Origin of the sequence: Pantoea sp. GM_Pan_4 (genome assembly GCF_026541005.1) — a bacterium.
In the GTDB taxonomy this organism is placed as follows: domain Bacteria; phylum Pseudomonadota; class Gammaproteobacteria; order Enterobacterales; family Enterobacteriaceae; genus Pantoea; species Pantoea dispersa.
In genome coordinates this window covers 1-23982 of sequence record NZ_JALNUZ010000016.1, presented here as the reverse complement: position 1 = coordinate 23982, position 23982 = coordinate 1, and the positions used below count along the sequence as shown (strand labels likewise).

Genomic DNA, 23982 nt, shown 5'->3' with positions numbered 1-23982 from the left:
GCTAACCCGCTAAAAAAAAGACAACAAAATCATGGGTTTAAGTATAGCAAAGGCTATAACTCTTAACTGCCGCTATTTCTGCAGCTAAGTGGATGGAATTGAAGAAATTTCCTAGCGCGCGCTGCGGCGGGGATTGCACCGCGCCGCGGTTTTATGCGCTAATGCCCGCGCTAACTGATTTGGAATGATGCGATGAAAAACCCGTTTGAAACGCTGATCATCCCGGGCGGCATTCTGCTGCTGGGCTTTCTTTCGGCGCTACTACTGCCCGCCCCTTCGTTTGGCGTGGCGCTGGCAAAACAGCTGCAGCAGGCTCTGCATCTGCAGGATGTGAATCAGCTGTACACCATGGTGTTCTGCGTCTGGTTTTTGCTGCTGGGTACCGTTGAGTTTTTCATTATCCGCTTCGTCTGGCGCCGCTGGTTCCAGCTGCGCTGAACGGTGCACGTGATGCATTTTTCTTCTGACGGGCGCCTGACACGGTGCCCAAATTAAAAGTCACACAAATGTAACATTATTTTTACACGATCTGGCGAAACATCAGGCAACATAAAATCCGCATAAAAAATCAATTTCGCTAAAACCTATCTTTTTCAATGCGTTAATTTGTGATCCAGCTCACCGTGTGAAATCAACCCCCTCCATTTCCCTCACACTGCCGCAACAACTACGTTACTATAACTGCCTGATTAGGGGATAAAAATCCCTTATGACAGCGCCGTCGGGCTGATTAATTCTTATGCTGAATCATTTCTGCATTTAAAAAATAAACAAACGTTTAATTCCGATACGAGAATGTTATATTCGAATGCATATGCATAACGTGCAGTTAACCGTTATCACACCTATGGCTTAAACCTGAGTCTTAACCTTTGAGAAATAGCGCAACGCGCTTGCAAAAAGCGTGGCTGTTTCGCCTGCGAACCTGTTGAGCTTCAGGGCAACAGAGAGGAGATGTCGCCTCATGAGCAACACTGCGGTAAATCTGGCGCTAGCCGCCGCTGGCATGGAAAGCACACACCTTCAGGAACGAAAAGACGTAGATGTCCTGCTGATCGGCGCAGGCGTGATGAGTGCTACCTTAGGCACCTGGCTGCAAGATCTCGAGCCAGACTGGTCGATTGAGATGGTCGAGCGGCTGGATGATGTCGCGGTCGAATCCTCTAACGGCTGGAACAATGCCGGCACCGGCCACGCGGCGCTGGCCGAGCTGAACTATACGCCCGAAAGAGCGGATGGCAGCATCGACATTGCCAAAGCGGTGGCGATTAACGAATCCTTCCAGATTTCCCGCCAGTTCTGGGCGTATCACGTACAGAAAGGCAACCTGAGTAATCCACAAAGCTTTATTCACAGCACGCCGCACATGAGTTTTGTCTGGGGCGAGGCCAACGTCGCTTTCCTGCGCAAGCGCTTCCAGGCGCTGCAGAAAAGCACCCTGTTCCGCGGCATGAACTATTCCGAAGATCGTGACCAGATCGCTGAGTGGATTCCGCTGGTGATGAACGGGCGTGACCGCAAGCAGAAAGTGGCGGCCACCTGGACCGACATGGGCACCGACGTTAACTTCGGTGAAGTGACGCGCCAGCTGATTGCCGCGCTGGAGAAGAAAGAGAATTTCCGCCTGCGTCTGCGTCAGGAAGTGCGCGATATCAAGCGCCTGAGCGATGGGCGCTGGCAGGTAAGCCTGCACAACCTCGCCAGCGGTGAGTCGCGGGTGCTGACCGCGCGCCAGCTGTTTATCGGTGCCGGCGGTGCGGCGCTGCCGCTGCTGCAAAAAACCGGCATCCCGGAAGTAAAAGGCTACGCCGGTTTCCCGGTGGGCGGCTCGTTCCTCGTCACGGAAAACCCGGACGTGGTGGCGCAGCACATGGCGAAGGTGTACGGCAAAGCCAGCGTGGGCGCACCACCGATGTCGGTACCGCACGTTGATACCCGTGTGCTGGATGGCAAGCAGGTGCTGCTGTTTGGCCCGTTTGCGACCTTCTCCACCAAATTCCTCAAGCAGGGCTCGCTGCTGGATATGTTCGGCGCGATGAACAGCAGTAACCTGCTGCCGATGATGCAGGTTGGGCTGAAAAGCTTCGATCTGGTGAAATATCTGGTCGATCAGGTGCTGCAGAGCGATGACGATCGTATGGAAGCGCTGCGCGCTTATGTGCCGCAGGCAAAACAGGAAGACTGGAAGCTGGTCACGGCCGGTCAGCGCGTACAAATCATCAAAAATGATGAAAAAGAGGGCGGCGTGCTGCGTCTCGGTACCGAAGTGGTCACCTCGGCCGACGGCTCGATCTCTGCGCTGCTGGGCGCGTCACCGGGTGCCTCCACCGCAGCACCAATTATGCTGGAGCTGATGGCGAAAGTATTCCCGGAGCAAATGCGCTCGCCAGAGTGGCAAACAAAAATCCGCGCGGTAATCCCGTCGTGGGGCCGCAAGCTGAACGGCGACGTGGCGCTGACCGAGAAGGTGCTGGCCGAAACCAGTCGCGTGCTGCAGCTGGATTACGCACCGGTCATCACGCCGGAAGCCGCCAACGACGAAGGCCGTGAAACCGCCCATGTGGTGGGCAAGTAAGCGGCGACGCCTGTTCCTTCACCGGTAAATACAGACCTGCCTGAGGCCGCAATAGCGGCCTCTTTTTTTTTGATTACGGTGTCGCCTTTTGGATGACGCAATCCCTGACGGTTCAGCCAGGGATTTATTCACCAGGAAGCGCGCGTTTGTTAGCGGCACAATACATTGCACATTGCGCGATAAATCGCGCCGCTACATCAGGGTGCGTCGTACGGCTTCGTTAACTGACCAGCCCCACATATTGTGCTCATGCTTATCGCGCCATCAAACGCCGTCGCATCAGCTCATTAGCAGCGCGTCATACAGCATCCAGCCGGTGGTCGCCACCAGCGACAGCGCCATCAGCGTATTGAACGCCTGACGTTTCCACGCAATCTGCAGGTGATGGCGCAGCCGGTCGCCCAGCGCTGCCCAGATTAAAATGCACGGCAGGTTGAGGGCGGCGAAGCCGAGCAGCACCGCCAGCACACCGTTGCTGTTGGCGTACATCAGCGCCACGTTGGTGACCATCAGCCAGGCTTTGGGATTCACCGCCTGGAAACACACGCCGCCCAGCAGGGTCATCGGACGCGGACGTTCGCGCAACTGCGGCGCACCGGCGCGGAAGATTTTCCACGACAGCCACAGCAGATAGCTGCATCCCACCACCGTCAGCGGCAACCGCACAGACGCCATCCAGTGCAACAGCAGCTCCAGCGCCACGCTCGCCAGCAGCATCTGTAACGCACAGCCGAGCAGGATGCCAAACAGCATCGGTAGCGTGCGCCGGAAGCCAAAATTAACGCCGGAGGTGGCCAGTAACAAGTTGTTCGGACCCGGTGTAATCGACATCACCGTAACGTAGCTAAAGAAGGATGGATCGAGCATGGTGCGTTTCCCTGAGAATCAACGAAGCACCATGCTAATGCGCAAATTACGATGGCAACAGAGACACAAAATCACTATTGTGATGGATACAGTTAAGGCAATTTTAAATTGTACCTATCGCGCGCGGAGGCTTTTGTGTCCCTTCCTCTCTCATCCGGCCAGACGCTGTACCAGCAGCTGGCTGACAGCTTTGCCGAATCTATCCATCAGGGCACGCTGAAGCCGGGTAAGCGCCTGCCGGCCATCCGGCGCGTGGCACAGTCGCACCAGGTCAGCATCAATACCGTGCTAAGTGCCTGGCATATTCTTGAAGATCGCGGCCTGATAGAAGCCCGTCCGCAGTCGGGCTACTACGTGCGTGGCGTGCTGCCCGCGGTGACGCGACCGCTCAGGCCAATGAGCGCCAGCGTTAATGACCCCAGCACGCAAAAACTGGAACTGATCGAGCAGGTGTTCGCCGCGCAGAATCACCCCGACTACACCAATATTTCGCTGGCCTGCCCGCAGGATAGCGAGCTGTTTCCGGCGGCGAAACTGGGACGCATTACCGCCTCCATTATTCGCCGCGATAACGACATCATTGGTCGTTATGCGCTTCCGCCGGGTAGTGAGCGCTTACGGGAGGAGATTGCGCGCCGTAGCCTGCACACCGGCCTGAATCTCACTGTCGCGGACATCACCCTGACCCACGGCTGCATGGAGGCGCTGCAGCTGGCGCTGCGTGCGGTGACGAAGCCGGGCGACTGTGTCGGGCTGGAATCGCCGACCTACTTCTTTTTGTTCCCGCTGCTGGCCTCACTCGGGCTGAAGGCGCTGGAAATCCCCACCGATCCGCAAAACGGCCTGTCGCTGGATGCGCTGGAGATGCTGCTACAGGAGCAGCGCATTCAGGCGCTGATCGCCATGCCGGGCGCGCAGAATCCGCTGGGCTACGTGATGCCGCTGGAGAATAAAAAGCGTCTCGCGAAGTTAGTGAATACTTACCACGTTCCGCTGCTGGAAGATGGGCTGTATGACGAATTGCAGTTTGACTGGCCGCTGTCGCCACCGGTCAAAGCCTTTGACCGCGACGGCTGGGTGATTTACTGCACCAGCTTCACCAAAACCGTCGCGCCCGATTTTCGCGTGGGCTGGACGGCTGCCGGCCGCTTCCATCCGGCGATTGCGCGGCTGAAAGCGGTATCGTCGATGACCGAATCAAAACTGCTGAGCGAAACGCTGGCCGAATTTCTCGCCAGCGGCGGTTATGATCACCATCTGCGTTCGCTGCGGCGTCGCTATGCCGCCAATCTGGATGCGGCGCGCGGCATCATTGCCCGTCATTTCCCGCAGGGCACGCGCGCTACCCTGCCGCGCGGCGGCTTTGTGTTTTGGGTCGAGCTGCCGGGCAAGGTTGACACGGTGGAGATGTTCCATCGCCTGTTGCAGGAGCAGATTTGCGTCACGCCGGGCGCGCTCTATTCACTGAGCGATCGCTATCGCCATGCGCTGCGTCTCTCCTGCTGCTATCCGTTTGATGAGCGTTACACCTGGGCACTGAAACGCACCGGCGCGCTGGCCTGTGAAATCACCGGTATCGCGCCGGGTCAGGATCAGGGCTTACCGTTGCGACCCCAGGTGGTGTAACCCTCGCGTTCGGTCAGGCGCTCGTAATAGGTTTGCACGGCAGGAAAGTCCGGATGGTCGAGCGGGGTTTCAAACCAGCGGTTCACCGCCAGGCCAACCGGAATATCCGCCAGGGTAAAATTACGGCCCGCGACGTAGCGCCCGGTTTTTTCCAGCTGCTGATTAAGAATACCCATGGTGTGGCTCCAGCCTTTGATGGCGGCAGCCAGCAGGCGCGGATCCTGATGGGCCGGCGAATTGCGCACCAGCGACATAAAAGCATAGCGCCATGAGGTGTTGAGTTCGGTCGCCTGCCAGTCCATCCACTGATCGACCGGCGCACGCGCGCGCGGATTATCCGGGTAGAGCCACTCACCGCCGTTGCTGTTGGCGAGGTAGCGCAGAATCGCGTTGGACTCCCACATCACGAAGTCATCTTCGATGATCACCGGCACCATGGCGTTGGGATTGAGCGCCATAAACTGCGGTGAGTGCAACGACTGCGGGTCTTCGCCCCACGGCTCGTGCTCCCAGGCAATATCCAGCTCTGAACAGAGCCACAGCACTTTACGAACGTTGATTGACGAGTTACGGCCCAGAATTTTTAACATAGCGGACTCCGCTGGCAGAATTGTTAATCTATTCATAGTCCTGTTAGACGCCTTAAGCAATCAGCAGGATGTAAATCCGGATTTCAGACAACCTCAATGAGGAAAGGAGCGAACATGCAGGTGGCGTTTAAACAAGTGGATGTGTTCTCCACAGGTGCGTTCAGCGGCAATCCGCTGGCGGTGATCATGGATGCCCGGGGTCTGAGCGACGCACAGCTGGCGGCCATCGCGCGCTGGACCAATCTGTCGGAAACCACCTTCGTGCTGCCACCACAGGATGCCACAGCCGACTATCGTGTGCGCATCTTTACGCCTGGCGGCGAACTGCCGTTTGCCGGACACCCCACGCTTGGCACCGCGCATGCCTTGCTGGAAGCCGGCTGGCCCCTGAAAACAGCGGGTAAGATTGTGCAGGAGTGCGGCGTGGGCCTGGTGGAGGTGCAGATTGGCGCTGACGGTACGCTGGCCTTTGCCGCGCCGGACGCCAGCCTGACGCCGTTCAGCGATGCGCTGATGAGCAGCGCACTGCACAGTGACGCGTTCGATCTCAGCCAGACGCCAGCCGTGGCGGATATGGGGATTCGCTGGCTGTTGATTCCGATGAGCAGCGCGCAGGCGGTACTGGAGGTGGTCACCCAGGCGGACGATTTACTGCGGCTGCAGCAGCATGCGGGTGTGAACGGCATCGCCCTGTTTGGCCCGCTGCCCCAGGATGCAGAGGCGCAGTACGAGCTGCGCGCGCTGCTGGTCGAGAACGGTAGCCTGGTCGAAGATCCGATCACCGGCAGCGCCAACGCCTGTCTGGCACGCTATCTGGCGGCGCAGGGCCAGCGGCAGGATTACTGTGCGCGTCAGGGCAGCGCCATCCAGCGTGCCGGTCGCATTGTGGTGCGTTTTGCCGATGAGACAATCTGGATCGGCGGGCAAACCCTCACCCTGATTGATGGCACGATTGAGGTGTAAAACGGGCGCTGCTCCGTTCGTTAACACGATTCGGTCGCAGCGCGATGTTTTTACAGTGCCTGACCGCCAGAGGCCTCGATGCGCTGGGCGGTAATCCAGCCGGTTTCGTCGCTCAGGATCGCGCTGATGGCATCACCGATGTCATCCGGCAGACCAACGCGGCCCAGCGCGGTCACTGAAGCAATATGCGCGTTCAGATCTTTGGTGTCGCGCACGCGACCGCCGCCAAAGTCGGTTTCAATCGCCCCCGGTGCCAGAATGTTGACGCGAATGCGGCGCTCGCCCAGCTCTTTTGCCTGATAGCGCGTCAGCACTTCCATCGCCCCTTTCATCGCGGCATAAGTACCTGAACCCGGCAGCGTCATACGCGTCAGACCGCTGGAAATGTTCAGGATGCGTCCACCATCGGCGATCAGCGGCAGCAGTTTCTGCGTCAGGAAATACGGCCCTTTAAAATGCACATTCACCAGCGCATCAAACTCCTCTTCACTGGTTTCGGCCAGCAGCTTGTAATGACCGTGGCCAGCGTTGTTCACTAAATAATCAAAGCTATCGCGCTGCCAGGTCTCGTTCAGCGTTGCTTTGACCCGCGCCGCAAAGTCATCGAACTGCTTACTGTCGCCCACATCCAGCTGCAGCGCCACCGCACGCGCGCCCAGCGCCTCAATCTCCTTCACGACCGCCTGCGCTTCTTCAGCATGACCGCGCCAGGTAAACAGAATATCGACGCCCTTAGCGGCCAGTTTCAGCGCGCCATTCTTGCCCAGACCGCGGTTACCGCCGGTAATCAATGCAATTTTATGAGACATGTTTCGCTCCGGTTGGAAAATTGAACACGGATTAAGGATATTCGCGAATAATTGATCTATAAACGCAAGGGAATACACAGCACTGTTTCACTAACAACAACAATCGGTGAACAACATGGATAAAATTCACGCTATGCAGGTGTTTGTGCGGGTGGCAGAAATGGGCAGTTTTACCCGCGCGGCTGAGAGTCTGGGTTTACCCAAGGGCAGCGTGTCCCGCCAGCTGCAGGCGCTGGAAAACCAGATGGGCACACGCCTGCTGCACCGTACCACGCGCCGTGTGCATCTCACCCAGGATGGGCTGGTGTATTACGATCGCTGCCTGGATTTGCTGTCGATGCTGGATGATATGGACAGCCTGTTCCAGCACGATCCTGCCACGCTGAGCGGCAAGCTGCGCGTCGATATGTCGGTGGCGATGGCGACCGGTTTTATCCTGCCGCGTCTGCCGGAGTTTTTGCAGCACTATCCGGGCGTAGAGATTGAACTGAGCAGCAGCGATCGCCAGGTTGATGTGATTCGCGAGGGCTTTGACTGCGTGTTGCGCGTTGGCGAACTGAAAGATTCCGGTCTGATTGCGCGAAAAATTGGCTCGCACGCCTTGATCAACTGCGCCAGCCCTGGCTACCTTTCCCGCTTCGGCATGCCGGTGCGGCTGGACGATCTCGGCCAGCACGCCATGGTGCACTATACCCAACAGCTGGGGCAGCCCTCGCCGGGCTTTGAGTACTTTGATGGCAAACAGTGCCACTACGTGCAGACCGGCGGCGTGGTGACGGTAAACAGCACCGAAACCTATCGCGCCGCCTGTATTGCCGGGCTGGGCATTATTCAGGTACCGGCGATTGGCGTGCAGCCGCTGCTGGAATCCGGCCAGCTGGTCGAAGTGCTGCACCATTTCCCGGCCAAACCGATGCCGATTTCCCTGCTCTATCCTCACCGTCGCAACGTGGCGCGCCGCGTGCGGGTGTTTATGGAGTGGCTGAGTCAGGTGCTGCAGGAATACGTGACCTGAACGGGCAGGCTATAATTTTATTTTCGCTGTGAACAGGATGCAGAAGGTCTATGACGGACAAAACCACAAAAGCCTCAGCGGCTGAAGCTAAGCCGCTGATTGATATCAAAACCGGGAACAAAACGGTGGATGGCTCGATCAGGCGCGTCTCACGCTTTGCCGCCTGGTTTCAGGCGATCCCGGCAGTGGCGCACTTTTTGCGCGCGCTGGAGCGCTTTAACGATCGCCTCGGCAGTCAGTTTGGTGCGGCGATCACCTATTTTTCATTTCTTTCGCTGATACCGATTTTGATGGTCTCCTTTGCGGCGGTCGGCTTTGTGCTGGCGTCCAATCAGGACCTGCTTTCTGAGTTGATCAACAAAATCGTTAACAGCATCAGCGACCCGACGCTGGCCACCACGCTGAAAAATACCGTCAATACCGCGATTCAGCAGCGCGCGACCGTGGGCCTGACCGGTTTGCTGCTGGCACTCTACTCCGGCATCAACTGGATGGGTAACCTGCGCGAAGCGGTACGCGCCCAGTCGCGTGACGTATGGGAACGCACGCCGGATGACCAGGAGAAGTGGTGGAAGAAATACCTGCGCGACCTGGTTTCGCTGCTGGGTCTGATGCTGGCGCTGGTGATTACGCTGTCGCTGACCTCGATTGCCGGCGCAGCGCAGGCGGCGATCGTGAATGCGCTGGGGCTGGGCGATATCGAGTGGCTGCGGCCGGCGATGACCATCATCGCGCTGTCGATCTCCATCTTCGCCAACTATCTGCTATTCCTGTGGATTTTCTGGATCCTGCCGCGCCACAAGCCACGCAAAAAAGCGCTGCTGCGCGGTACGCTGCTGGCGGCGATTGGGTTTGAAGTGATCAAGTTTGTCATGACGCTGACGCTGCCGAAGCTGGCGACGTCGCCCTCCGGCGCCGCCTTTGGATCGGTGCTGGGGCTGATGGCCTTCTTCTACTTTTTCGCGCGTCTGACGCTGTTCTGCGCCGCGTGGATCGCCACCGCAAAATACAAGGATGATCCCGAGATGTCGCAGCCGCATCACCCGGCGTAACGCGACAATTCAGTTACATTTGCCGCAACAGCAAAAAATGTTTCCTGCTGGCTACTAAAGCAGCAAAAACCAGCAGGAAACGCTGGAGGGTCACTTTTATTTGGCCCTTTTGCAGAGAATCACGCCAGAAAAGCCGCGCTTCCCCTTCCCATCCGCCGCCGATTGCCGTAACTCAGAAATTATCCTCTTTTTCGCCGCCAAAGCCCGGTGTGACGCGGTTTTTCGTCATTGAATGCGGCAAAACAGGTGCGTAAGATTCTTTGTTTACATTTACAATTAAGAAACAGTTATGCAAGCCTCCATCTCCGAAACACCCGACCAACCACACGACGGCACACCGGTTAACTCACGCAGTAAAGTGGTAGTTGCCTCGCTGGTCGGCACTGCGATCGAATTCTTCGATTTCTATATCTATGCCACCGCCGCGGTAATCGTTTTTCCGCATATCTTCTTCCCGCAGGGTGATGCTACGGTTGCCACACTGCAATCGCTGGCGACCTTCGCTATTGCCTTTGTTGCGCGCCCTATTGGCTCCGCGCTGTTTGGTCACTTTGGCGACCGCGTGGGCCGTAAAGCGACGCTGGTTGCCTCGCTGCTGACCATGGGCGTTTCTACCGTACTGATCGGCCTGCTGCCGGGTTATCAGACCATTGGCGTGGCGGCACCGCTGCTGCTGGCGCTGGCGCGTTTTGGTCAGGGCCTGGGACTGGGCGGCGAATGGGGCGGCGCGGCGCTGCTGGCCACCGAGAACGCCCCGGCGAAGAAACGTGCGCTGTACGGCTCGTTCCCGCAGCTGGGCGCACCGATTGGCTTCTTCTTTGCCAATGGCACGTTCCTGCTGCTCTCGTGGCTGCTGACCGATGAGCAGTTCATGAACTGGGGCTGGCGCGTGCCGTTTGTGCTTTCTGCGGTGCTGGTGATTATCGGTCTGTATGTGCGCGTATCGCTGCATGAGAGCCCGGTGTTTGCCAAAGTGCAGAAAGAGAAGAAACAGGTGCGGATCCCCATCGGTACGCTGCTGAGCAAGCATATGACCGCGACCATTCTTGGCACGTTTATCATGCTGGCGACCTATACACTTTTCTACATTATGACGGTGTATTCGATGAGCTACGGCACCGCGCCGGCGCCGGTTGGTCTCGGCTATTCGCGTAACAGCTTCCTGTGGATGCTGATGGTGGCGGTCATCGGTTTTGGCGTGATGGTGCCGATTGCCGGCCTGCTGGCGGACCGTTTTGGCCGTCGCAAAACGATGATCACCATTACGCTGATGATCATCGCCTTTGCGCTGATGTTCCCGCTGCTGCTCGGCTCCGGCTCGCAGATTCTGGTGATGGGCTTCCTGCTGCTCGGCCTGAGTATTATGGGTCTGACATTCGGCCCGATGGGCGCGCTGCTGCCAGAACTGTTCCCGACCGAAGTACGCTATACCGGCGCGTCGTTCTCTTACAACCTGTCGTCGATTCTTGGTGCCTCGGTAGCGCCTTATATTGCGACCTGGCTGAATGCGAACTATGGCTTGCAGGCGGTGGGCTTCTATCTGGCCTCCATGGCGGTGCTGACGCTGATCGCGCTGATCGCCTGTAAAGAGACGCGCCACCAGACGCTGTATGAAGCGGTGTGATTGATTGCGTGTTGACAGAACCCGGCTCCGGCCGGGTTTTTTATTGGCGGTGTGGGGATCGTGCGGTGTGTCCCTCACCCTGGCCCTCTCCCGCTGGCGGGAGAGGGAACCGTTTGGTGCGGGCTGATGTTTCTGCACTTATCCATCAACACCGCGCGGACGCTCCCTCTCCCGTTTACGGGAGAGGGCCGGGGTGAGGGCGAGGGCGAGGGCGAGGGCGAGGGTGAGAAAAACCCTTCTGCACCCAGACATAAGACATAAAAAAACCCCGGCAGGCCGGGGTTTGATTGGGCTGAAAACTGTGTCTCGCGTGCCTTAGCCCGCGACGGCGATGCGTTTCATGTCGGTCATATAGCCACGCAGTTTGCGGCCAACGGCTTCGATTGGATGCTGGCGGATCGCTTCGTTCACGTCGCGCAGCTGCGCGTTATCCACCTGCGTGCCTTCCACCGCTTTGCCCAGATCGCCAGGCTGCAGCGTGGTCATGAACTCTTTCAGCAGCGGAACGGCCGCGAAGGAGAACAGGTAGTTACCGTATTCTGCGGTATCGGAAATTACCACGTTCATTTCATACAGACGCTTACGGGCGATGGTGTTGGCAATCAGCGGCAGCTCGTGCAGCGATTCATAGTAAGCCGACTCTTCGATGATGCCCGCGTCAACCATGGTTTCGAATGCCAGCTCAACGCCCGCTTTCACCATCGCGACCATGACCACGCCTTTGTCGTAATACTCCTGCTCGTCGATTTTGCCTTCGAACTGCGGGGCATTTTCGAACGCGGTTTTGCCGGTCTCTTCACGCCAGGTCAGCAGGTTTTTGTCGTCGTTCGCCCAGTCAGCCATCATACCGGAAGAGAATTCACCCGAGATGATGTCATCCATGTGCTTCTGGAACAGCGGTGCCATGATGGTTTTCAGCTGCTCAGACAGCGCGTAAGCACGGATTTTTGCCGGATTAGACAGACGATCCATCATCAGCGTGATGCCGCCAAACTTCAGCGATTCGGTGATGGTTTCCCAGCCGAACTGAATCAGTTTCTCGGTGTACGCCGCGTCGTGACCTTCAGCCACCAGCTTGTCGAAGCACAGCAGTGAACCGGCCTGCAGCATACCGCACAGAATGGTCTGCTCGCCCATCAGGTCTGATTTGACTTCTGCCACGAAGGACGATTCCAGCACGCCTGCACGGTCGCCGCCGGTGGCTGCAGCCCAGGCTTTGGCAATCGCCATGCCTTCGCCTTTTGGATCGTTTTCCGGGTGAACAGCGATCAGCGTTGGAACGCCGAAGCCACGTTTGTACTCTTCACGCACTTCGGTACCCGGGCACTTCGGTGCCACCATCACCACGGTGATGTCTTTACGGATGGTCTCGCCCACTTCGACGATGTTGAAACCGTGAGAGTAACCCAGCGCGGCACCGTCTTTCATCAGCGGCTGAACGGCCTGCACAACGGCAGAGTGCTGCTTGTCTGGTGTCAGGTTAACCACCAGATCCGCCTGCGGGATCAGCTCTTCGTAAGTACCCACTTTAAAACCGTTTTCGGTGGCTTTACGGAACGACGCACGCTTCTCAGCAATGGCTTCAGCGCGCAGTGCGTAAGACACATCGAGGCCAGAGTCACGCATGTTCAGACCCTGGTTCAGGCCCTGCGCGCCGCAGCCGACGATGACCACTTTCTTACCTTTCAGGAAGCTAGCGCCATCCGCGAATTCATCGCGCGACATGAAGCGACATTTGCCTAACTGCGCTAACTGATTGCGCAGATTCAATGTGTTGAAGTAGTTAGCCATGGGTACTCCGCTCAGATGTTGTGTTTGCTTTTGTTCAGTAACGGTGCCGGATTTAGCGCCGCGAATGACCCCATCATATGACAGGAAATCTGTTGCTTAAATTGATATATTAACAACGTCACATTGCAGAATTTGCAACATCACGCTGAGGGCAAAACGCGCATGGATTTACGAGACCTGAAACTGTTTCTTCACCTGGCGGAAAGCTGCCACTTTGGCCGCACCGCGCGCGCCATGCACGTCAGCCCGTCGACATTATCACGCCAGATTCAGCGGCTGGAAGAGGATGTCGGACACGCGCTGTTCCTGCGCGACAACCGCACCGTGACGCTGACCGAAGCCGGCGAGCGGCTGCGTCAGTTCGCTCAGCAGACCCTGCTGCAGTATCAGCAGTTGCGCCATGTCATGGACCTCAACGGTCCGTCGCTGAGCGGCGAGCTGCGCCTGTTCTGCTCAGTAACCGCCGCCTACAGCCATCTGCCGCCGATTCTCGACCGCTTTCGCGCGGAGCATCCGCAGGTGGAAATTAAACTCACCACTGGCGACGCCGCCGATGCCATTGAAATGGTGCAGTCCGGCGAAGCGGATCTGGCCATCGCCGGCCGGCCGGAGTCGCTGCCCGCCAGTATCGATTTTACACCGCTGGGTTTGATCCCGCTGGTGCTGATCGCCCCGGCGCTGCCCTGCCCGGTGCGCAGCCAGGCGACGCAGGAACAGCCGGACTGGTCGCAGATTCCCTTTATCCTGCCGGATCAGGGGCCGGCGCGGCGCGGTATTGATTTATGGTTTCGCCGCCACCGCATTGCCAACCCGCAGATTTACGCCACGGTGTCAGGCCATGAGGCGATTGTGTCGATGGTGGCGCTCGGTTGCGGCATCGCGCTGCTGCCGGATGTGGTGCTGGAAAACAGTCCGGAACCGGTGCGCAATCGCGTGCTGACGCTGGAGAATGTCGAGTCGGTGGCGCCGCTGGAGCTTGGCGTATGCGTACAAAAAAAGCGGCTCGGGGAGCCGCTGATTAATGCTTTCTGGCACCTGCTGTAGTTTAGCCGGCGAGGAAGAAGCGAAACGCCGGATTGCTGGCCTCGTCGTGCCACTCATAGCCGAGCGCGTTGAGGTGAGTGTCGAAATCCGGCTCTTTGTCGTTGATCTCGAACGCCGCCAGCACGCGACCAAAATCGGTGCCGTGGCTACGATAGTGGAACAGCGAAATATTCCAGTGCGCACCCAGCGTCTGCAGAAACTTCAGCAGCGCGCCCGGCGCTTCCGGGAATTCGAAGCTGAACAGCCGTTCACGCAGCGGTTTTGACGGGCGTCCGCCCACCATGTAGCGCACGTGCAGCTTCGCCATCTCATCATCCGACAAATCCACCACCTGATAGCCGCCTTCAGCCAGCTGGCTGATGATCTCGCTGCGCTCCTCAAGGCCGCGCGTTAAACGCACGCCAACAAAGATGCAGGCGTTGTCGGCATCGGCATAACGGTAGTTGAACTCGGTTACCGCACGGCCGCCCAGCGTCTGGCAGAAACGCAGGAAGCTGCCCTGCTGCTCAGGGATGGTGACCGCCAGCAGTGCTTCACGCTGTTCACCCAGTTCACAGCGCTCAGAGACGTAGCGCAGACCGTGGAAGTTAACGTTGGCGCCCGACAGCACGTGCGCCAGCCGCTCGCCTTTGATGTCGTGCTGCTGGATGTACTTCTTCATGCCCGCCAGCGCCAGCGCGCCGGAAGGCTCCGCCACCGCACGCACATCCTCGAACAGATCCTTCATCGCCGCGCAGATGGCATCGCTGTCCACGGTGATAATGTCGTCGAGGTATTCTTTGCACAGGCGGAAGGTTTCGCTGCCGATACGCTTGACCGCCACGCCTTCGGCAAACAGCCCGACGCGCGGCAAATCCACCGGCTCGCCGGCATCAAGCGCCGCCTTCAGGCAGGCAGAGTCCTGCGACTCGACCGCGATAACCTTGATTTGCGGCATCAGCTGTTTAATCAGTACCGCCACACCCGCCGCTAAGCCGCCGCCGCCTACCGGCACAAACACGCGATCGAGATGCGCATCCTGCTGCAACAGCTCCATCGCCAGCGTGCCCTGACCGGCAATCACCGCCGGATGATCAAACGGCGGCACGAAGGTGTAACCCTGCTGCTCCGCCAGCTCAATCGCTTTGGCTTTTGCCTCGTCAAAGTTGGCTCCGAACAGGTAAGCCTCACCGCCAAACGCGCGCACTGCATCAACCTTGATGTCCGCCGTTGCCACTGGCATCACAATCAGTGACCTGATGCCGAGCGTGCTGGCCGAGAGCGCCACGCCCTGCGCGTGGTTGCCCGCCGAAGCAGTAACCACGCCGCGCGCTTTCTGCTCTTCCGTCAGCCCGGCAATCATGGCGTAGGCACCGCGCAGCTTGAAGCTGTGCACCGGCTGGCGATCTTCGCGCTTCACCAGAATGGTGTTGCCAAGACGCGACGAAATTTTTTCCATTTTTTGCAGCGGCGTCACCTGGGCAATTTCGTACACAGGCGCACGCAGCACCGCGCGCAGATACTCCGCGCCATTGGGCGACGCGGAAAGCGGTTGAGACGCAGCCATCAGAGATTAGCCTCCCAGCTTAGACTTATCGCGCACCGCGCCCTTGTCAGCGCTGGTGGCGAGCGATGCATAAGCACGCAGTGCGAAGGAGACCTGACGCACACGACCGTGCGGCGTATAAGCCGCTTCGCCACGCGCTTCCTCTTCTTCACGGCGGGCATGCAGTTCGTTATCCGGTACCGCCAGCTTAATGCCGCGATTCGGGATATCGATTTCAATGATGTCGCCATCTTTAACCAGCGCGATGGTGCCGCCGTTCGCCGCTTCCGGCGATGCGTGGCCAATGGAGAGACCCGAGGTGCCGCCCGAGAAGCGTCCGTCAGTGATCAGCGCACAGCTTTTGCCAAGGCCCATCGATTTCAGATAAGTGGTCGGATAGAGCATTTCCTGCATGCCCGGACCGCCTTTTGGCCCTTCGTAGCGGATCACCACCACATCACCGGCGACCACTTTGCCGCCGAGAATCGCTTCTACCGCATCGTCCTGGCTTTCATACACTTTTGCCGGACCTTTAAAGGTGAGGATCTCTTTGTCGACGCCGGCAGTTTTCACGATGCAGCCATCTTCCGCCATGTTGCCGTACAGCACTGCCAGACCGCCATCCTGAGAGAACGCGTGTTCGCGTGTGCGGATACAGCCTTCCTGACGATCGTCATCCAGCGTATCCCAGCGGCAATCCTGTGAGAACGCCTGGGTAGTACGGATGCCCGCCGGGCCGGCGCGGAACATCTTCTTCACCGCTTCGTCTTTGGTCAGCATGATGTCGTACTGATCGAGGGTTTCGCGCAGGTTGAGGCCCAGCACGTTGCGTACGTCGGTGTGCAGCAGGCCGGCACGATCCAGCTCGCCAAGAATACCGATTACCCCGCCCGCGCGGTGCACATCTTCCATATGATATTTCTGTGTGCTCGGCGCCACTTTGCACAGGTGCGGCACTTTGCGTGACAGGCGATCGATGTCGGAAATGTTGAAATCGATCTCGCCTTCCTGCGCGGCGGCCAGCAGATGCAGCACGGTATTGGTGGAACCGCCCATGGCGATATCCAGCGTCATGGCGTTTTCGAACGCGGCTTTGCTGGCGATGTTACGCGGCAGCACGCGCGCATCATCCTGCTCGTAGTACTGTTTGGTCAGGTTAACGATGCGCTTGCCGGCGTTGATGAACAGGTCTTTACGATCGGCGTGGGTTGCCAGCAGCGAGCCGTTGCCCGGCTGCGACAGGCCCAGCGCTTCGGTCAGGCAGTTCATGGAGTTGGCGGTGAACATGCCGGAGCACGAGCCGCAGGTCGGGCAGGCGGAACGCTCAATCTGCTCGCTGTCGGCATCGCTGACGTTCGGGTTCGCCCCCTGAATCATCGCGTCCACCAGATCCAGCTTGATGATTTTGTCTGACAGCTTGGTTTTACCGGCTTCCATCGGACCGCCGGAGACAAAGATCACCGGAATGTTGAGGCGCAGCGAGGCCATCAGCATGCCGGGGGTGATTTTGTCGCAGTTGGAGATACACACCATGGCGTCGGCGCAGTGGGCATTCACCATATATTCCACGGAGTCGGCAATCAGCTCACGTGAAGGCAGTGAATACAGCATGCCGCCATGACCCATGGCGATACCGTCATCCACCGCGATGGTGTTGAACTCTTTGGCTACACCACCCGCGGCTTCGATTTGCTCAGCGACCAGTTTGCCAAGATCGCGCAGGTGCACGTGGCCCGGTACGAATTGGGTGAAGGAGTTGACCACGGCGATAATCGGCTTACCGAAATCGTCGTCGGTCATTCCGGTGGCGCGCCACAGGGCACGGGCACCCGCCATGTTACGACCATGGGTGGTGGTGGCGGAACGGTACTTAGGCATGCTCTATTTACTCCAGTCTGAAAAATGACGCGGGCGCTGCTGCACCCGCGTTACTGTCTTGTTATGGATTCACCTGATCCAGCCAGCCGTACTTGTCTTCGGTTTCGCCGGTGAACAGGCCAAAGAACGCCTGCTGGATTTTGGTGGTCACCGGGCCACGTTTGCCCTCACCCACCTGGATGCCGTCCACGCTGCGTACCGGCGTGATTTCTGCGGCAGTACCGGACATGAACACTTCATCCGCCAGGTACAGTGATTCGCGAGACAGCACCTGCTCGCGCACTTCGATACCGAGATCCTTCGCCAGCTTGATGATGGCGTCGCGGGTGATGCCCGGCAGCGCTGAAGAGGTGAACGGCGGGGTGAACAGGATGCCGTCTTTCACTTCAAACAGGTTTTCGCCAGCACCTTCGGAGATATAACCCTGGGTATCCAGCGCGATACCTTCCTGATAGCCGTGGCGGCGCGCTTCGCTGCCAACCAGCAGGGAAGAGAGATAGTTACCGCCTGCTTTCGCCGCGGTTGGCAGGGTATTTGGCGCCACGCGATTCCAGGAAGAAACCATGGCGTTAATGCCCTGCTCCAGCGCTTCGGCGCCCAGGTAAGCCCCCCACGGGAACGCAGCGATGATCACATCGGTGGTGAAGCCGTCTGGCGGGTTAACGCCGAGGCCCACGTCGCCGACAAAGGCCAGCGGACGAATGTAGGCACTCTTCAGTTTATTGACGCGGATGACTTCGCGGCACGCTTCCATCAACTCATCCACGCTGGCTTTGATCGGGAAACGGTAAATTTTGGCGGAGTCGTGCAGACGCTGCATGTGTTCACGGTGACGGAACACCACCGGACCTTTGTGTGAGTCGTAGCAGCGAACGCCTTCGAACACAGAGGTGCCGTAATGCAGTGCGTGAGACATAACGCTAACCTTAGCGTCTTCCCACTTAACCATCTCTCCATTGAACCAGATAAAGTCTGCTTTCTTCGTACTCATTGTTATTTCCTTTGGCGACTAGGCGCGGATTTGTTGTGTTGTCTGTTGCTGGATCTCGACACAGGCGACATCCATAAGTTTGCTTAACTGCGAAGACAGTAAATCGACTGAGCGCTGGCTGGCAACGGTCATTTCGATATTAATGTTCTCCGCATTGACGGCGGACGCCATATTCATCGCGCAGACCTGGAAGCCACGGTGACGCACGACGCGCAAAATGCGCTCCAATATTTCAGGGCGAAAGCGGGCTTCGATAGACAATTGATGCTGGTTCATACGGTTTTCTCCATCATGTTTGCGTTGCTGGCACCCGGCGGTACCAGTGGCCAGACGTTTTCATGCTCATCAATCGCAACATGCAGGAAGTAAGGACCTTCACTGTTCAGCAGAGCATCAATCGCGGCGTCGACCTGATCTTTACGGCTAATGCGCTGGCCCGGAATATCAAAGGCGCTGGCCAGCGTGAGGAAATCGGGGTTATCGGTGAGGATGGTTTCGCTGTAGCGGCCATCAAAGAACAGCTGCTGCCACTGGCGAACCATGCCAAGACGCTGGTTATCCAGCAGCAGGATTTTTACCGGCAGCTGCTTACGCTTGATGGTGCCCAGCTCCTGAATATTCATCATGATTGAGCCGTCACCGGACACGCAGATAACGGTGTCATCCGGACGGGCAACCTGCGCGCCCACCGCAGCCGGCAGCCCAAAGCCCATGGTGCCCAGACCGCTGGAGGTGATGAAGTTTTCCGGCGCGCTGAAGCGCATGTGCTGTGCCGCCCACATCTGATGCTGGCCAACGTCGGTGGTTACCACCGCGCTGTCAGGTTTACGATCTGACAACTGCTTCAGCAGCAGCGGCGCGTAGATCGCCTCGCCGGGATGGTCGTAACGCCACGCGAACTCCGCGTTCATCGCTTTAACTTCGGTACGCCAGCCGTCGATCTGCAGCGGCATGCTCAGCGCCGGCAACACCTGGTTGAGATCGCCCTGCAGCGAAACGTGAGCGCGACGCAGTTTGTTCAATTCCGCCGGATCGATATCAATATGGATGACGCTGGCGTGCGGCGCGAAGGTATCCAGCTTACCAGTGACGCGGTCGTCGAAGCGTGCGCCGACGGCAATCAGCAAATCACAGGATTGCACCGCCAGGTTGGCCGCTTTGGTGCCGTGCATGCCGAGCATACCGAGATAGAGATCGCTGCTGGCTTCGGCGCTGCCCAGCCCTTTCAGGGTAGAAACCATCGGGATGCCGGTCTCCTGCGCCATAGCCCGCAGCGCCGGGACGGCCTGCGCCATGCCGACACCGCCGCCGATATACAGCATCGGTTTTTGCGCTTGCGCCATCAGCGCGCGCGCTTCGGCAATGTGCTGCGGTGAATGGCTCAGTGCCTCTTCAACCGGCAGCAGGTGCGGCGTCAGGTCACCGCTGGCAATCTGAATATCTTTGGGAATGTCGACCAGCACCGGTCCCGGACGGCCGGACTGCGCGATGGCGAAAGCTTCCGCCATCACCGAGGGTAAATCATCCAGCGATTCAACGAGGAAGCTGTGTTTAGTGCAGGCTAATGACAGGCCAAGAACGTCGATCTCCTGAAAGGCGTCGGTACCGATAAACGCTGAAGAGACCTGCCCGGTGATGGCGACAACCGGAACGGAATCCATCATCGCATCGGCCAGCCCGGTGATCAGGTTGGTGGCGCCCGGTCCGGAAGTCGCGATGCAAACCCCGGTTTTGCCGGTCGCACGCGCATAACCGATCGCTGCCATCACCGCACCTTGTTCATGACGACACAGTAGATGTTCCACGCCGCCATCGTAGAGCGCATCGTACACTGGCATGATTGCTCCGCCAGGATAACCAAACACTGTGTCGACACCCTGCGCGCGTAAAGCCTGAACTACCCACTGTGCACCTGTCATGGTTATTCTCCTGTATTCCTGCTGGAACAACAGAATTTTATGCTACTGCTCATAATCTGTTCCTCGCTGATTCGCTGATATTTCGTCTGGTCGAAAAAAAACCCCCGGACCTTACGGTGCGGGGGTTTTTCGAATTCCAGGCTTGATTTTTAAGCCTTTCTTTCTCCAAGCGTAGCCCCGCACGGTGGGTTAATAATCACCACCACGCTAATCACGACTAGGCTAATCACTTGTAGAAGGGCTTTCATGTGTCGTCTGTTTTTTCGTTAGTTCGAAGTAATACCTACAGAGTTACCATAGTTAGCAGGGGATTTACAATAATTTTCATCGGAAAATTTTATGACGCGCGCAGTTGACGTGCGTTATCGCTTTGTAAGTAAAAGGTTATTCGCATTTGTGATAATTATTCATTACGCCCGCGACGCAACCGTTATTTTGCTTTTGCGATCTGGCTGCGAAAATTAATGAACAGGATGAAAAGCACAGCGATTTTCCTGAATACCGCTTCAGGATGATAGTTTCAGCGGTCGCCGTGTGGATTTTTTTCAGCAAGGATAAAGGCAACAAGGAGCGGTTATGTCTTTATCGAAAGTATTAACACGCGCGGCGCTCGGAGTGCAGGCTCCACTGGTGACGATTGAAGTGCATATCAGCAACGGTCTGCCAGCATTGACACTGGTAGGTCTGCCGGAAACCACCGTCAAAGAAGCCCGCGAACGCGTGCGCAGCGCCATTATCAATAGCGGTTTCACCTTTCCGGCGAAGCGCGTCACCATTAATCTCGCACCAGCTGATTTACCTAAAGAGGGTGGGCGCTACGACCTGCCGATCGCTATCGCCATTCTCGCGGCCTCAGAGCAGCTGCCAGGCGATAAGCTGGCCCATTATGAGTTCCTGGGTGAGCTGGCGCTAAACGGCGCGCTGTGTGGCGTTCAGGCCGCGATTCCTGCTGCCATGGCGGCGCTGCAGGCCGGACGTCAGATGGTCTTAGCGGAGCAGAATCAACAGGATGTCGGCCTGATACAACAGGGTGAAACGCTGGTGGGCAAGCATCTGGTGGAGATCTGCGCTTTCCTGCATAACCAGACGGCGCTGACGGTCGCCCATTACCAGCCTGAAACGGTGCCGCACGAGCAGCAGGACCTGAGCGATATTATTGGCCAGCAGCAGGGACGGCGCGCGCTGGAAATTACCGCCGCCGGTGGCCATAACCTGTTGCTGCTGGGCCCGCCCGGCACCGGTAAGACCATGCTGGCAACCCGATTGCCCGGCATTATGCCGCCGCTGGATGACCAGGAAGCGCTGGAGTGCGCCGCAATTGCCAGCCTGGTCAGCAGCGGTACGCTACATCATCAGTGGCGTAGACGGCCGTTCAGAGCGCCTCATCACAGCGCATCGCTGTATGCGCTGGTCGGCGGAGGATCCCTGCCGCGGCCGGGCGAAATTTCGCTGGCGCACAATGGGGTGCTGTTTCTTGATGAACTGCCCGAGTTTGAGCGCAAAGCGCTGGATGCGTTACGCGAACCGATTGAGTCCGGTGAAATCGCCATTTCCCGTTCCCGCGCCAAAGTCACTTTCCCTGCGCGCTTTCAGCTGATTGGTGCAATGAATCCCAGCCCGACGGGTCATTATCAGGGGAATCATAATCGCTGCACGCCGCAGCAGGTGCTGCGCTATCTCAGCCGGCTGTCTGGCCCGTTTCTGGATCGCTTCGACCTGTCGCTGGAGATTCCGCTGCTACCGGGCGGCTCGCTTAGCCAGAAGCAGCAGCACAGCGAAACCAGCGCGCAGGTGCGCGCCCGCGTACTGGCCGCCCGGGCGATACAGATGGCACGCGCGGGCAAAGTGAATGCGCAGCTGTCGAATCCGGAGATCGCCCGTGATTGTGTGTTACAGCAGCAGGACGCGGAATGGCTGGAGGAGATCCTGAATGCACTGGGATTATCGGTGCGTGCATGGCAGCGCATCTTAAAGGTGGCGAGAACCATCGCAGATTTAGCGGGTGAACGGCAGATTACGCGTCAGCATCTGCAGGAGGCGGTGGGATATCGCAGTATCGATCGTTTACTGATTTACCTGCATAAAAGCCTGGAATGACAACGGGGCTGAAATCAGCCCCGTCATGTTAATCGTCGCTATCGCTGAAGTCTTCCACCGTGTCCATCTGCGGTTTACCGCCGGACAAGGTATGAAAACGTTTCGGACGCTTGATACGTGCAGTGTATTTTGACCAGACACGTTCAGCCTCAGTCTGCGGCTCACGCAGACCACGACAGACTTCAATAAACAGACGCTCTTCTTCGGTCTCCGGATCGCGCTTAGCGAGATCCAGTTCGTTGAAAGCGTATCCGTGGCGTTCCAGAAGCTGAGCTTCTTTAATGGTGAAGTCACCATGACGCGAAAAACCACGAGGGTAATGTTTGTTATCAAAGAAACGATTAGTTGTTGCGAAGCTGTCCGCCATCTTACACGCTCCTGATTCTCATATGGCCGTGCTATTTATGGCGCGGAGTATTAGATAGGCTTGACAGAGTGTAAAACAAAACATTTAAATCAGTACGACAAACATTTTTTGGGAGAATGCTGTGGATACGGAATTACTGAAAACTTTCCTCGAAGTGAGCAGAACGCGTCATTTCGGGCGTGCTGCTGAAGCGCTTTACCTCACGCAATCTGCCGTTAGTTTTCGCATCCGTCAGCTGGAAAATCAGCTGGGCGTTAATCTTTTTACCCGTCACCGCAATAATATCCGGCTGACTTCAGCAGGCGAGCGCTTATTGCCCTACGCTGAGAGCCTGATGAGTACCTGGCTGATGGCAAAAAAGGAGGTTTCGCATACCCAGCAGCACCATGAGCTATCAATCGGTGCCAGTGCATCGCTCTGGGAAGCGTATCTTACGCCCTGGCTGCAGACGCTATACGAGAACCGGGAGAGCCTGCATCTGGAAGCACGTATTGCTCAGCGCCATTTGCTGGTCAAGCAGTTACATGAGCGTCAGCTCGATTTGCTGATCACCACCGAAGCGCCAAAAATGGATGAACTCACCAGTCAGCAGATCGGTCATATTTCACTCGCGCTCTTTCGCGCACGCAAAACTGAAAAGCGTGAAAAATATGATTACATCAAACTCGAGTGGGGCGCGGATTTCCATCAGCATGAAAGTTATCTTTCCAGTGATGACGTACCGGTATTAACTACCACTTCAGCACATGTGACCCGCGAATTGCTGCATACCACGGGAGCCTGCGCTTTTTTACCTGATTTCTGGCACGGCATTTACAGCGATTTGATGGTTATTCCAGACACACCTGTCGCAGTGCGACCGTTATATGCGGTATGGCTGCAGAATAGCGATCAACAGGCACACATTCGGCAGCTGCTTAAATATCCGGTCCTGACTCACTGAAGCAATAATTGAGGGAGTTTGAGTGGAAGAAATGAAACTCAGGCTCTTGCCTGTGCCGAATTTCAGGCAAAAAAATCCTTTGCCGAAGCAAAGGATTATTTTCTGGCAGGGGCGGAGGGACTCGAACCCCCAACACCCGGTTTTGGAGACCGGTGCTCTACCAATTGAACTACGCCCCTAATTAGGGTGGCGGAACGGACGGGGCTCGAACCCGCGACCCCCTGCGTGACAGGCAGGTATTCTAACCAACTGAACTACCGCTCCACCGATTCTGTACTGATATCAGACCGTCGCTGATTTCAGGTG

Annotated in this window: 21 protein-coding genes and 2 tRNA genes; 10 read left to right on the top strand and 13 right to left on the bottom strand. The window is 57.5% G+C overall.

The window, feature by feature from the left end; all coding sequences use genetic code 11:
• Positions 1-192 precede the first annotated feature (192 nt).
• Positions 193-438, top strand: a complete 246-nt coding sequence (locus OXR61_RS21520; protein ID WP_010615729.1) for a DUF1158 domain-containing protein — start codon at positions 193-195, stop codon at positions 436-438.
• Between the two features lie 526 nt (positions 439-964).
• Positions 965-2575: a malate dehydrogenase (quinone) gene (mqo, locus tag OXR61_RS21515; RefSeq protein WP_021507903.1), complete on the top strand. Its 1611-nt coding sequence runs from the start codon at positions 965-967 to the stop codon at positions 2573-2575.
• A gap of 279 nt (positions 2576-2854) precedes the next feature.
• Here mqo and OXR61_RS21510 read toward each other — a convergent pair whose 3' ends face one another.
• A complete protein-coding gene (locus OXR61_RS21510) occupies positions 2855-3442 on the bottom strand; it encodes a LysE family translocator (protein ID WP_021507904.1) in 588 nt (195 codons plus the stop codon).
• Positions 3443-3577: 135 nt separating this feature from the next.
• On the opposite strand from OXR61_RS21510, the gene OXR61_RS21505 reads away from it, so the two are divergent.
• Complete coding sequence (locus tag OXR61_RS21505; RefSeq protein ID WP_031279768.1) at positions 3578-5068, top strand: PLP-dependent aminotransferase family protein; 1491 nt, start codon at positions 3578-3580, stop codon at positions 5066-5068.
• On the opposite strand, the gene OXR61_RS21500 is transcribed toward OXR61_RS21505, so the two are convergent.
• Positions 5035-5658, bottom strand: a complete 624-nt coding sequence (locus OXR61_RS21500; RefSeq protein WP_021507906.1) for a glutathione S-transferase — start codon at positions 5656-5658, stop codon at positions 5035-5037. The two genes, OXR61_RS21505 and OXR61_RS21500, sit on opposite strands and share 34 nt — an antisense overlap.
• A gap of 114 nt (positions 5659-5772) precedes the next feature.
• On the opposite strand from OXR61_RS21500, the gene OXR61_RS21495 reads away from it, so the two are divergent.
• The gene (locus OXR61_RS21495) at positions 5773-6621 is read left to right on the top strand and encodes a PhzF family phenazine biosynthesis protein (protein WP_021507907.1); all 849 of its coding nucleotides are present in this window, start codon (positions 5773-5775) and stop codon (positions 6619-6621) included.
• 50 nt (positions 6622-6671) lie between these two features.
• Here the strand turns inward: OXR61_RS21495 and OXR61_RS21490 are convergent, their stop codons facing one another.
• Positions 6672-7430: an SDR family oxidoreductase gene (locus tag OXR61_RS21490; protein ID WP_021507908.1), complete on the bottom strand. Its 759-nt coding sequence runs from the start codon at positions 7428-7430 to the stop codon at positions 6672-6674.
• A gap of 115 nt (positions 7431-7545) precedes the next feature.
• Between OXR61_RS21490 and OXR61_RS21485 the strand changes: the two genes are divergently transcribed.
• The 3 genes from OXR61_RS21485 to OXR61_RS21475 all read left to right on the top strand — a co-directional run bounded on the left by OXR61_RS21485 (position 7546) and on the right by OXR61_RS21475 (position 11121).
• Positions 7546-8445, top strand: coding sequence for a LysR family transcriptional regulator (locus tag OXR61_RS21485; RefSeq protein ID WP_031279769.1), 900 nt, complete (start codon positions 7546-7548; stop codon positions 8443-8445).
• 50 nt (positions 8446-8495) lie between these two features.
• Positions 8496-9497: an inner membrane protein YhjD gene (gene yhjD, locus OXR61_RS21480; RefSeq protein WP_021507910.1), complete on the top strand. Its 1002-nt coding sequence runs from the start codon at positions 8496-8498 to the stop codon at positions 9495-9497.
• A gap of 289 nt (positions 9498-9786) precedes the next feature.
• The gene (locus OXR61_RS21475; RefSeq protein ID WP_021507911.1) at positions 9787-11121 is read left to right on the top strand and encodes an MFS transporter; all 1335 of its coding nucleotides are present in this window, start codon (positions 9787-9789) and stop codon (positions 11119-11121) included.
• 315 nt (positions 11122-11436) lie between these two features.
• Here OXR61_RS21475 and ilvC read toward each other — a convergent pair whose 3' ends face one another.
• On the bottom strand, positions 11437-12912 hold the full coding sequence (ilvC, locus tag OXR61_RS21470) for a ketol-acid reductoisomerase (RefSeq protein WP_021507912.1): 1476 nt from the start codon (positions 12910-12912) through the stop codon (positions 11437-11439).
• 162 nt (positions 12913-13074) lie between these two features.
• On the opposite strand from ilvC, the gene ilvY reads away from it, so the two are divergent.
• Positions 13075-13956 (top strand): HTH-type transcriptional activator IlvY, encoded by an 882-nt coding sequence (gene ilvY / locus OXR61_RS21465; protein ID WP_021507913.1) that lies wholly within the window; start codon positions 13075-13077, stop codon positions 13954-13956.
• Between the two features lies 1 nt (position 13957).
• On the opposite strand, the gene ilvA is transcribed toward ilvY, so the two are convergent.
• From ilvA to ilvL, 6 genes are all read right to left on the bottom strand, one after another.
• Positions 13958-15502, bottom strand: coding sequence for a threonine ammonia-lyase, biosynthetic (gene ilvA, locus OXR61_RS21460; protein WP_021507914.1), 1545 nt, complete (start codon positions 15500-15502; stop codon positions 13958-13960).
• 6 nt (positions 15503-15508) lie between these two features.
• The gene (ilvD, locus tag OXR61_RS21455) at positions 15509-17359 is read right to left on the bottom strand and encodes a dihydroxy-acid dehydratase (protein WP_021507915.1); all 1851 of its coding nucleotides are present in this window, start codon (positions 17357-17359) and stop codon (positions 15509-15511) included.
• A 61-nt stretch (positions 17360-17420) separates the two neighbouring features.
• Positions 17421-18350, bottom strand: a complete 930-nt coding sequence (locus OXR61_RS21450; RefSeq protein WP_021507916.1) for a branched-chain amino acid transaminase — start codon at positions 18348-18350, stop codon at positions 17421-17423.
• An 18-nt stretch (positions 18351-18368) separates the two neighbouring features.
• Positions 18369-18626 carry an acetolactate synthase 2 small subunit gene (gene ilvM / locus OXR61_RS21445; RefSeq protein WP_008106624.1) on the bottom strand — a complete coding sequence of 86 codons (258 nt, stop codon included), beginning with the start codon at positions 18624-18626 and terminating at the stop codon, positions 18369-18371.
• Positions 18623-20269 carry an acetolactate synthase 2 catalytic subunit gene (ilvG, locus tag OXR61_RS21440; RefSeq protein WP_021507917.1) on the bottom strand — a complete coding sequence of 549 codons (1647 nt, stop codon included), beginning with the start codon at positions 20267-20269 and terminating at the stop codon, positions 18623-18625. Before ilvG ends, ilvM begins: the two co-directional genes overlap by 4 nt.
• A 149-nt stretch (positions 20270-20418) precedes the next feature.
• Positions 20419-20517: an ilv operon leader peptide gene (gene ilvL / locus OXR61_RS21435; RefSeq protein WP_071813600.1), complete on the bottom strand. Its 99-nt coding sequence runs from the start codon at positions 20515-20517 to the stop codon at positions 20419-20421.
• 328 nt (positions 20518-20845) lie between these two features.
• On the opposite strand from ilvL, the gene OXR61_RS21430 reads away from it, so the two are divergent.
• Entirely contained in the window at positions 20846-22366 is a 1521-nt protein-coding gene (locus OXR61_RS21430; RefSeq protein ID WP_021507918.1) for a YifB family Mg chelatase-like AAA ATPase, read from the top strand.
• A 28-nt stretch (positions 22367-22394) separates the two neighbouring features.
• On the opposite strand, the gene OXR61_RS21425 is transcribed toward OXR61_RS21430, so the two are convergent.
• Positions 22395-22733: a DUF413 domain-containing protein gene (locus OXR61_RS21425; RefSeq protein ID WP_021507919.1), complete on the bottom strand. Its 339-nt coding sequence runs from the start codon at positions 22731-22733 to the stop codon at positions 22395-22397.
• Positions 22734-22854: 121 nt separating this feature from the next.
• Between OXR61_RS21425 and hdfR the strand changes: the two genes are divergently transcribed.
• Complete coding sequence (hdfR, locus tag OXR61_RS21420; RefSeq protein WP_031279770.1) at positions 22855-23676, top strand: HTH-type transcriptional regulator HdfR; 822 nt, start codon at positions 22855-22857, stop codon at positions 23674-23676.
• A gap of 103 nt (positions 23677-23779) precedes the next feature.
• On the opposite strand, the gene OXR61_RS21415 is transcribed toward hdfR, so the two are convergent.
• Together OXR61_RS21415 and OXR61_RS21410 are read right to left on the bottom strand one after the other, a co-directional pair.
• A tRNA-Trp gene (locus OXR61_RS21415) sits at positions 23780-23855 on the bottom strand.
• A gap of 8 nt (positions 23856-23863) precedes the next feature.
• Positions 23864-23940, bottom strand: a tRNA-Asp gene (locus OXR61_RS21410).
• Between the last annotated feature and the right edge of the window lie 42 nt (positions 23941-23982).

Coding starts and splice junctions, on each gene's coding strand:
- OXR61_RS21520 (WP_010615729.1), top strand. CDS start 193: ATGAAAAACCCGTTTGAAACGCTGATCATCCCGGGCGGCATTCTGCTG.
- mqo (WP_021507903.1), top strand. CDS start 965: ATGAGCAACACTGCGGTAAATCTGGCGCTAGCCGCCGCTGGCATGGAA.
- OXR61_RS21510 (WP_021507904.1), bottom strand. CDS start 3,442: ATGCTCGATCCATCCTTCTTTAGCTACGTTACGGTGATGTCGATTACA.
- OXR61_RS21500 (WP_021507906.1), bottom strand. CDS start 5,658: ATGTTAAAAATTCTGGGCCGTAACTCGTCAATCAACGTTCGTAAAGTG.
- OXR61_RS21495 (WP_021507907.1), top strand. CDS start 5,773: ATGCAGGTGGCGTTTAAACAAGTGGATGTGTTCTCCACAGGTGCGTTC.
- OXR61_RS21490 (WP_021507908.1), bottom strand. CDS start 7,430: ATGTCTCATAAAATTGCATTGATTACCGGCGGTAACCGCGGTCTGGGC.
- OXR61_RS21485 (WP_031279769.1), top strand. CDS start 7,546: ATGGATAAAATTCACGCTATGCAGGTGTTTGTGCGGGTGGCAGAAATG.
- yhjD (WP_021507910.1), top strand. CDS start 8,496: ATGACGGACAAAACCACAAAAGCCTCAGCGGCTGAAGCTAAGCCGCTG.
- OXR61_RS21475 (WP_021507911.1), top strand. CDS start 9,787: ATGCAAGCCTCCATCTCCGAAACACCCGACCAACCACACGACGGCACA.
- ilvC (WP_021507912.1), bottom strand. CDS start 12,912: ATGGCTAACTACTTCAACACATTGAATCTGCGCAATCAGTTAGCGCAG.
- ilvY (WP_021507913.1), top strand. CDS start 13,075: ATGGATTTACGAGACCTGAAACTGTTTCTTCACCTGGCGGAAAGCTGC.
- ilvA (WP_021507914.1), bottom strand. CDS start 15,502: ATGGCTGCGTCTCAACCGCTTTCCGCGTCGCCCAATGGCGCGGAGTAT.
- ilvD (WP_021507915.1), bottom strand. CDS start 17,359: ATGCCTAAGTACCGTTCCGCCACCACCACCCATGGTCGTAACATGGCG.
- OXR61_RS21450 (WP_021507916.1), bottom strand. CDS start 18,350: ATGAGTACGAAGAAAGCAGACTTTATCTGGTTCAATGGAGAGATGGTT.
- ilvM (WP_008106624.1), bottom strand. CDS start 18,626: ATGAACCAGCATCAATTGTCTATCGAAGCCCGCTTTCGCCCTGAAATA.
- ilvG (WP_021507917.1), bottom strand. CDS start 20,269: ATGACAGGTGCACAGTGGGTAGTTCAGGCTTTACGCGCGCAGGGTGTC.
- ilvL (WP_071813600.1), bottom strand. CDS start 20,517: ATGAAAGCCCTTCTACAAGTGATTAGCCTAGTCGTGATTAGCGTGGTG.
- OXR61_RS21430 (WP_021507918.1), top strand. CDS start 20,846: ATGTCTTTATCGAAAGTATTAACACGCGCGGCGCTCGGAGTGCAGGCT.
- OXR61_RS21425 (WP_021507919.1), bottom strand. CDS start 22,733: ATGGCGGACAGCTTCGCAACAACTAATCGTTTCTTTGATAACAAACAT.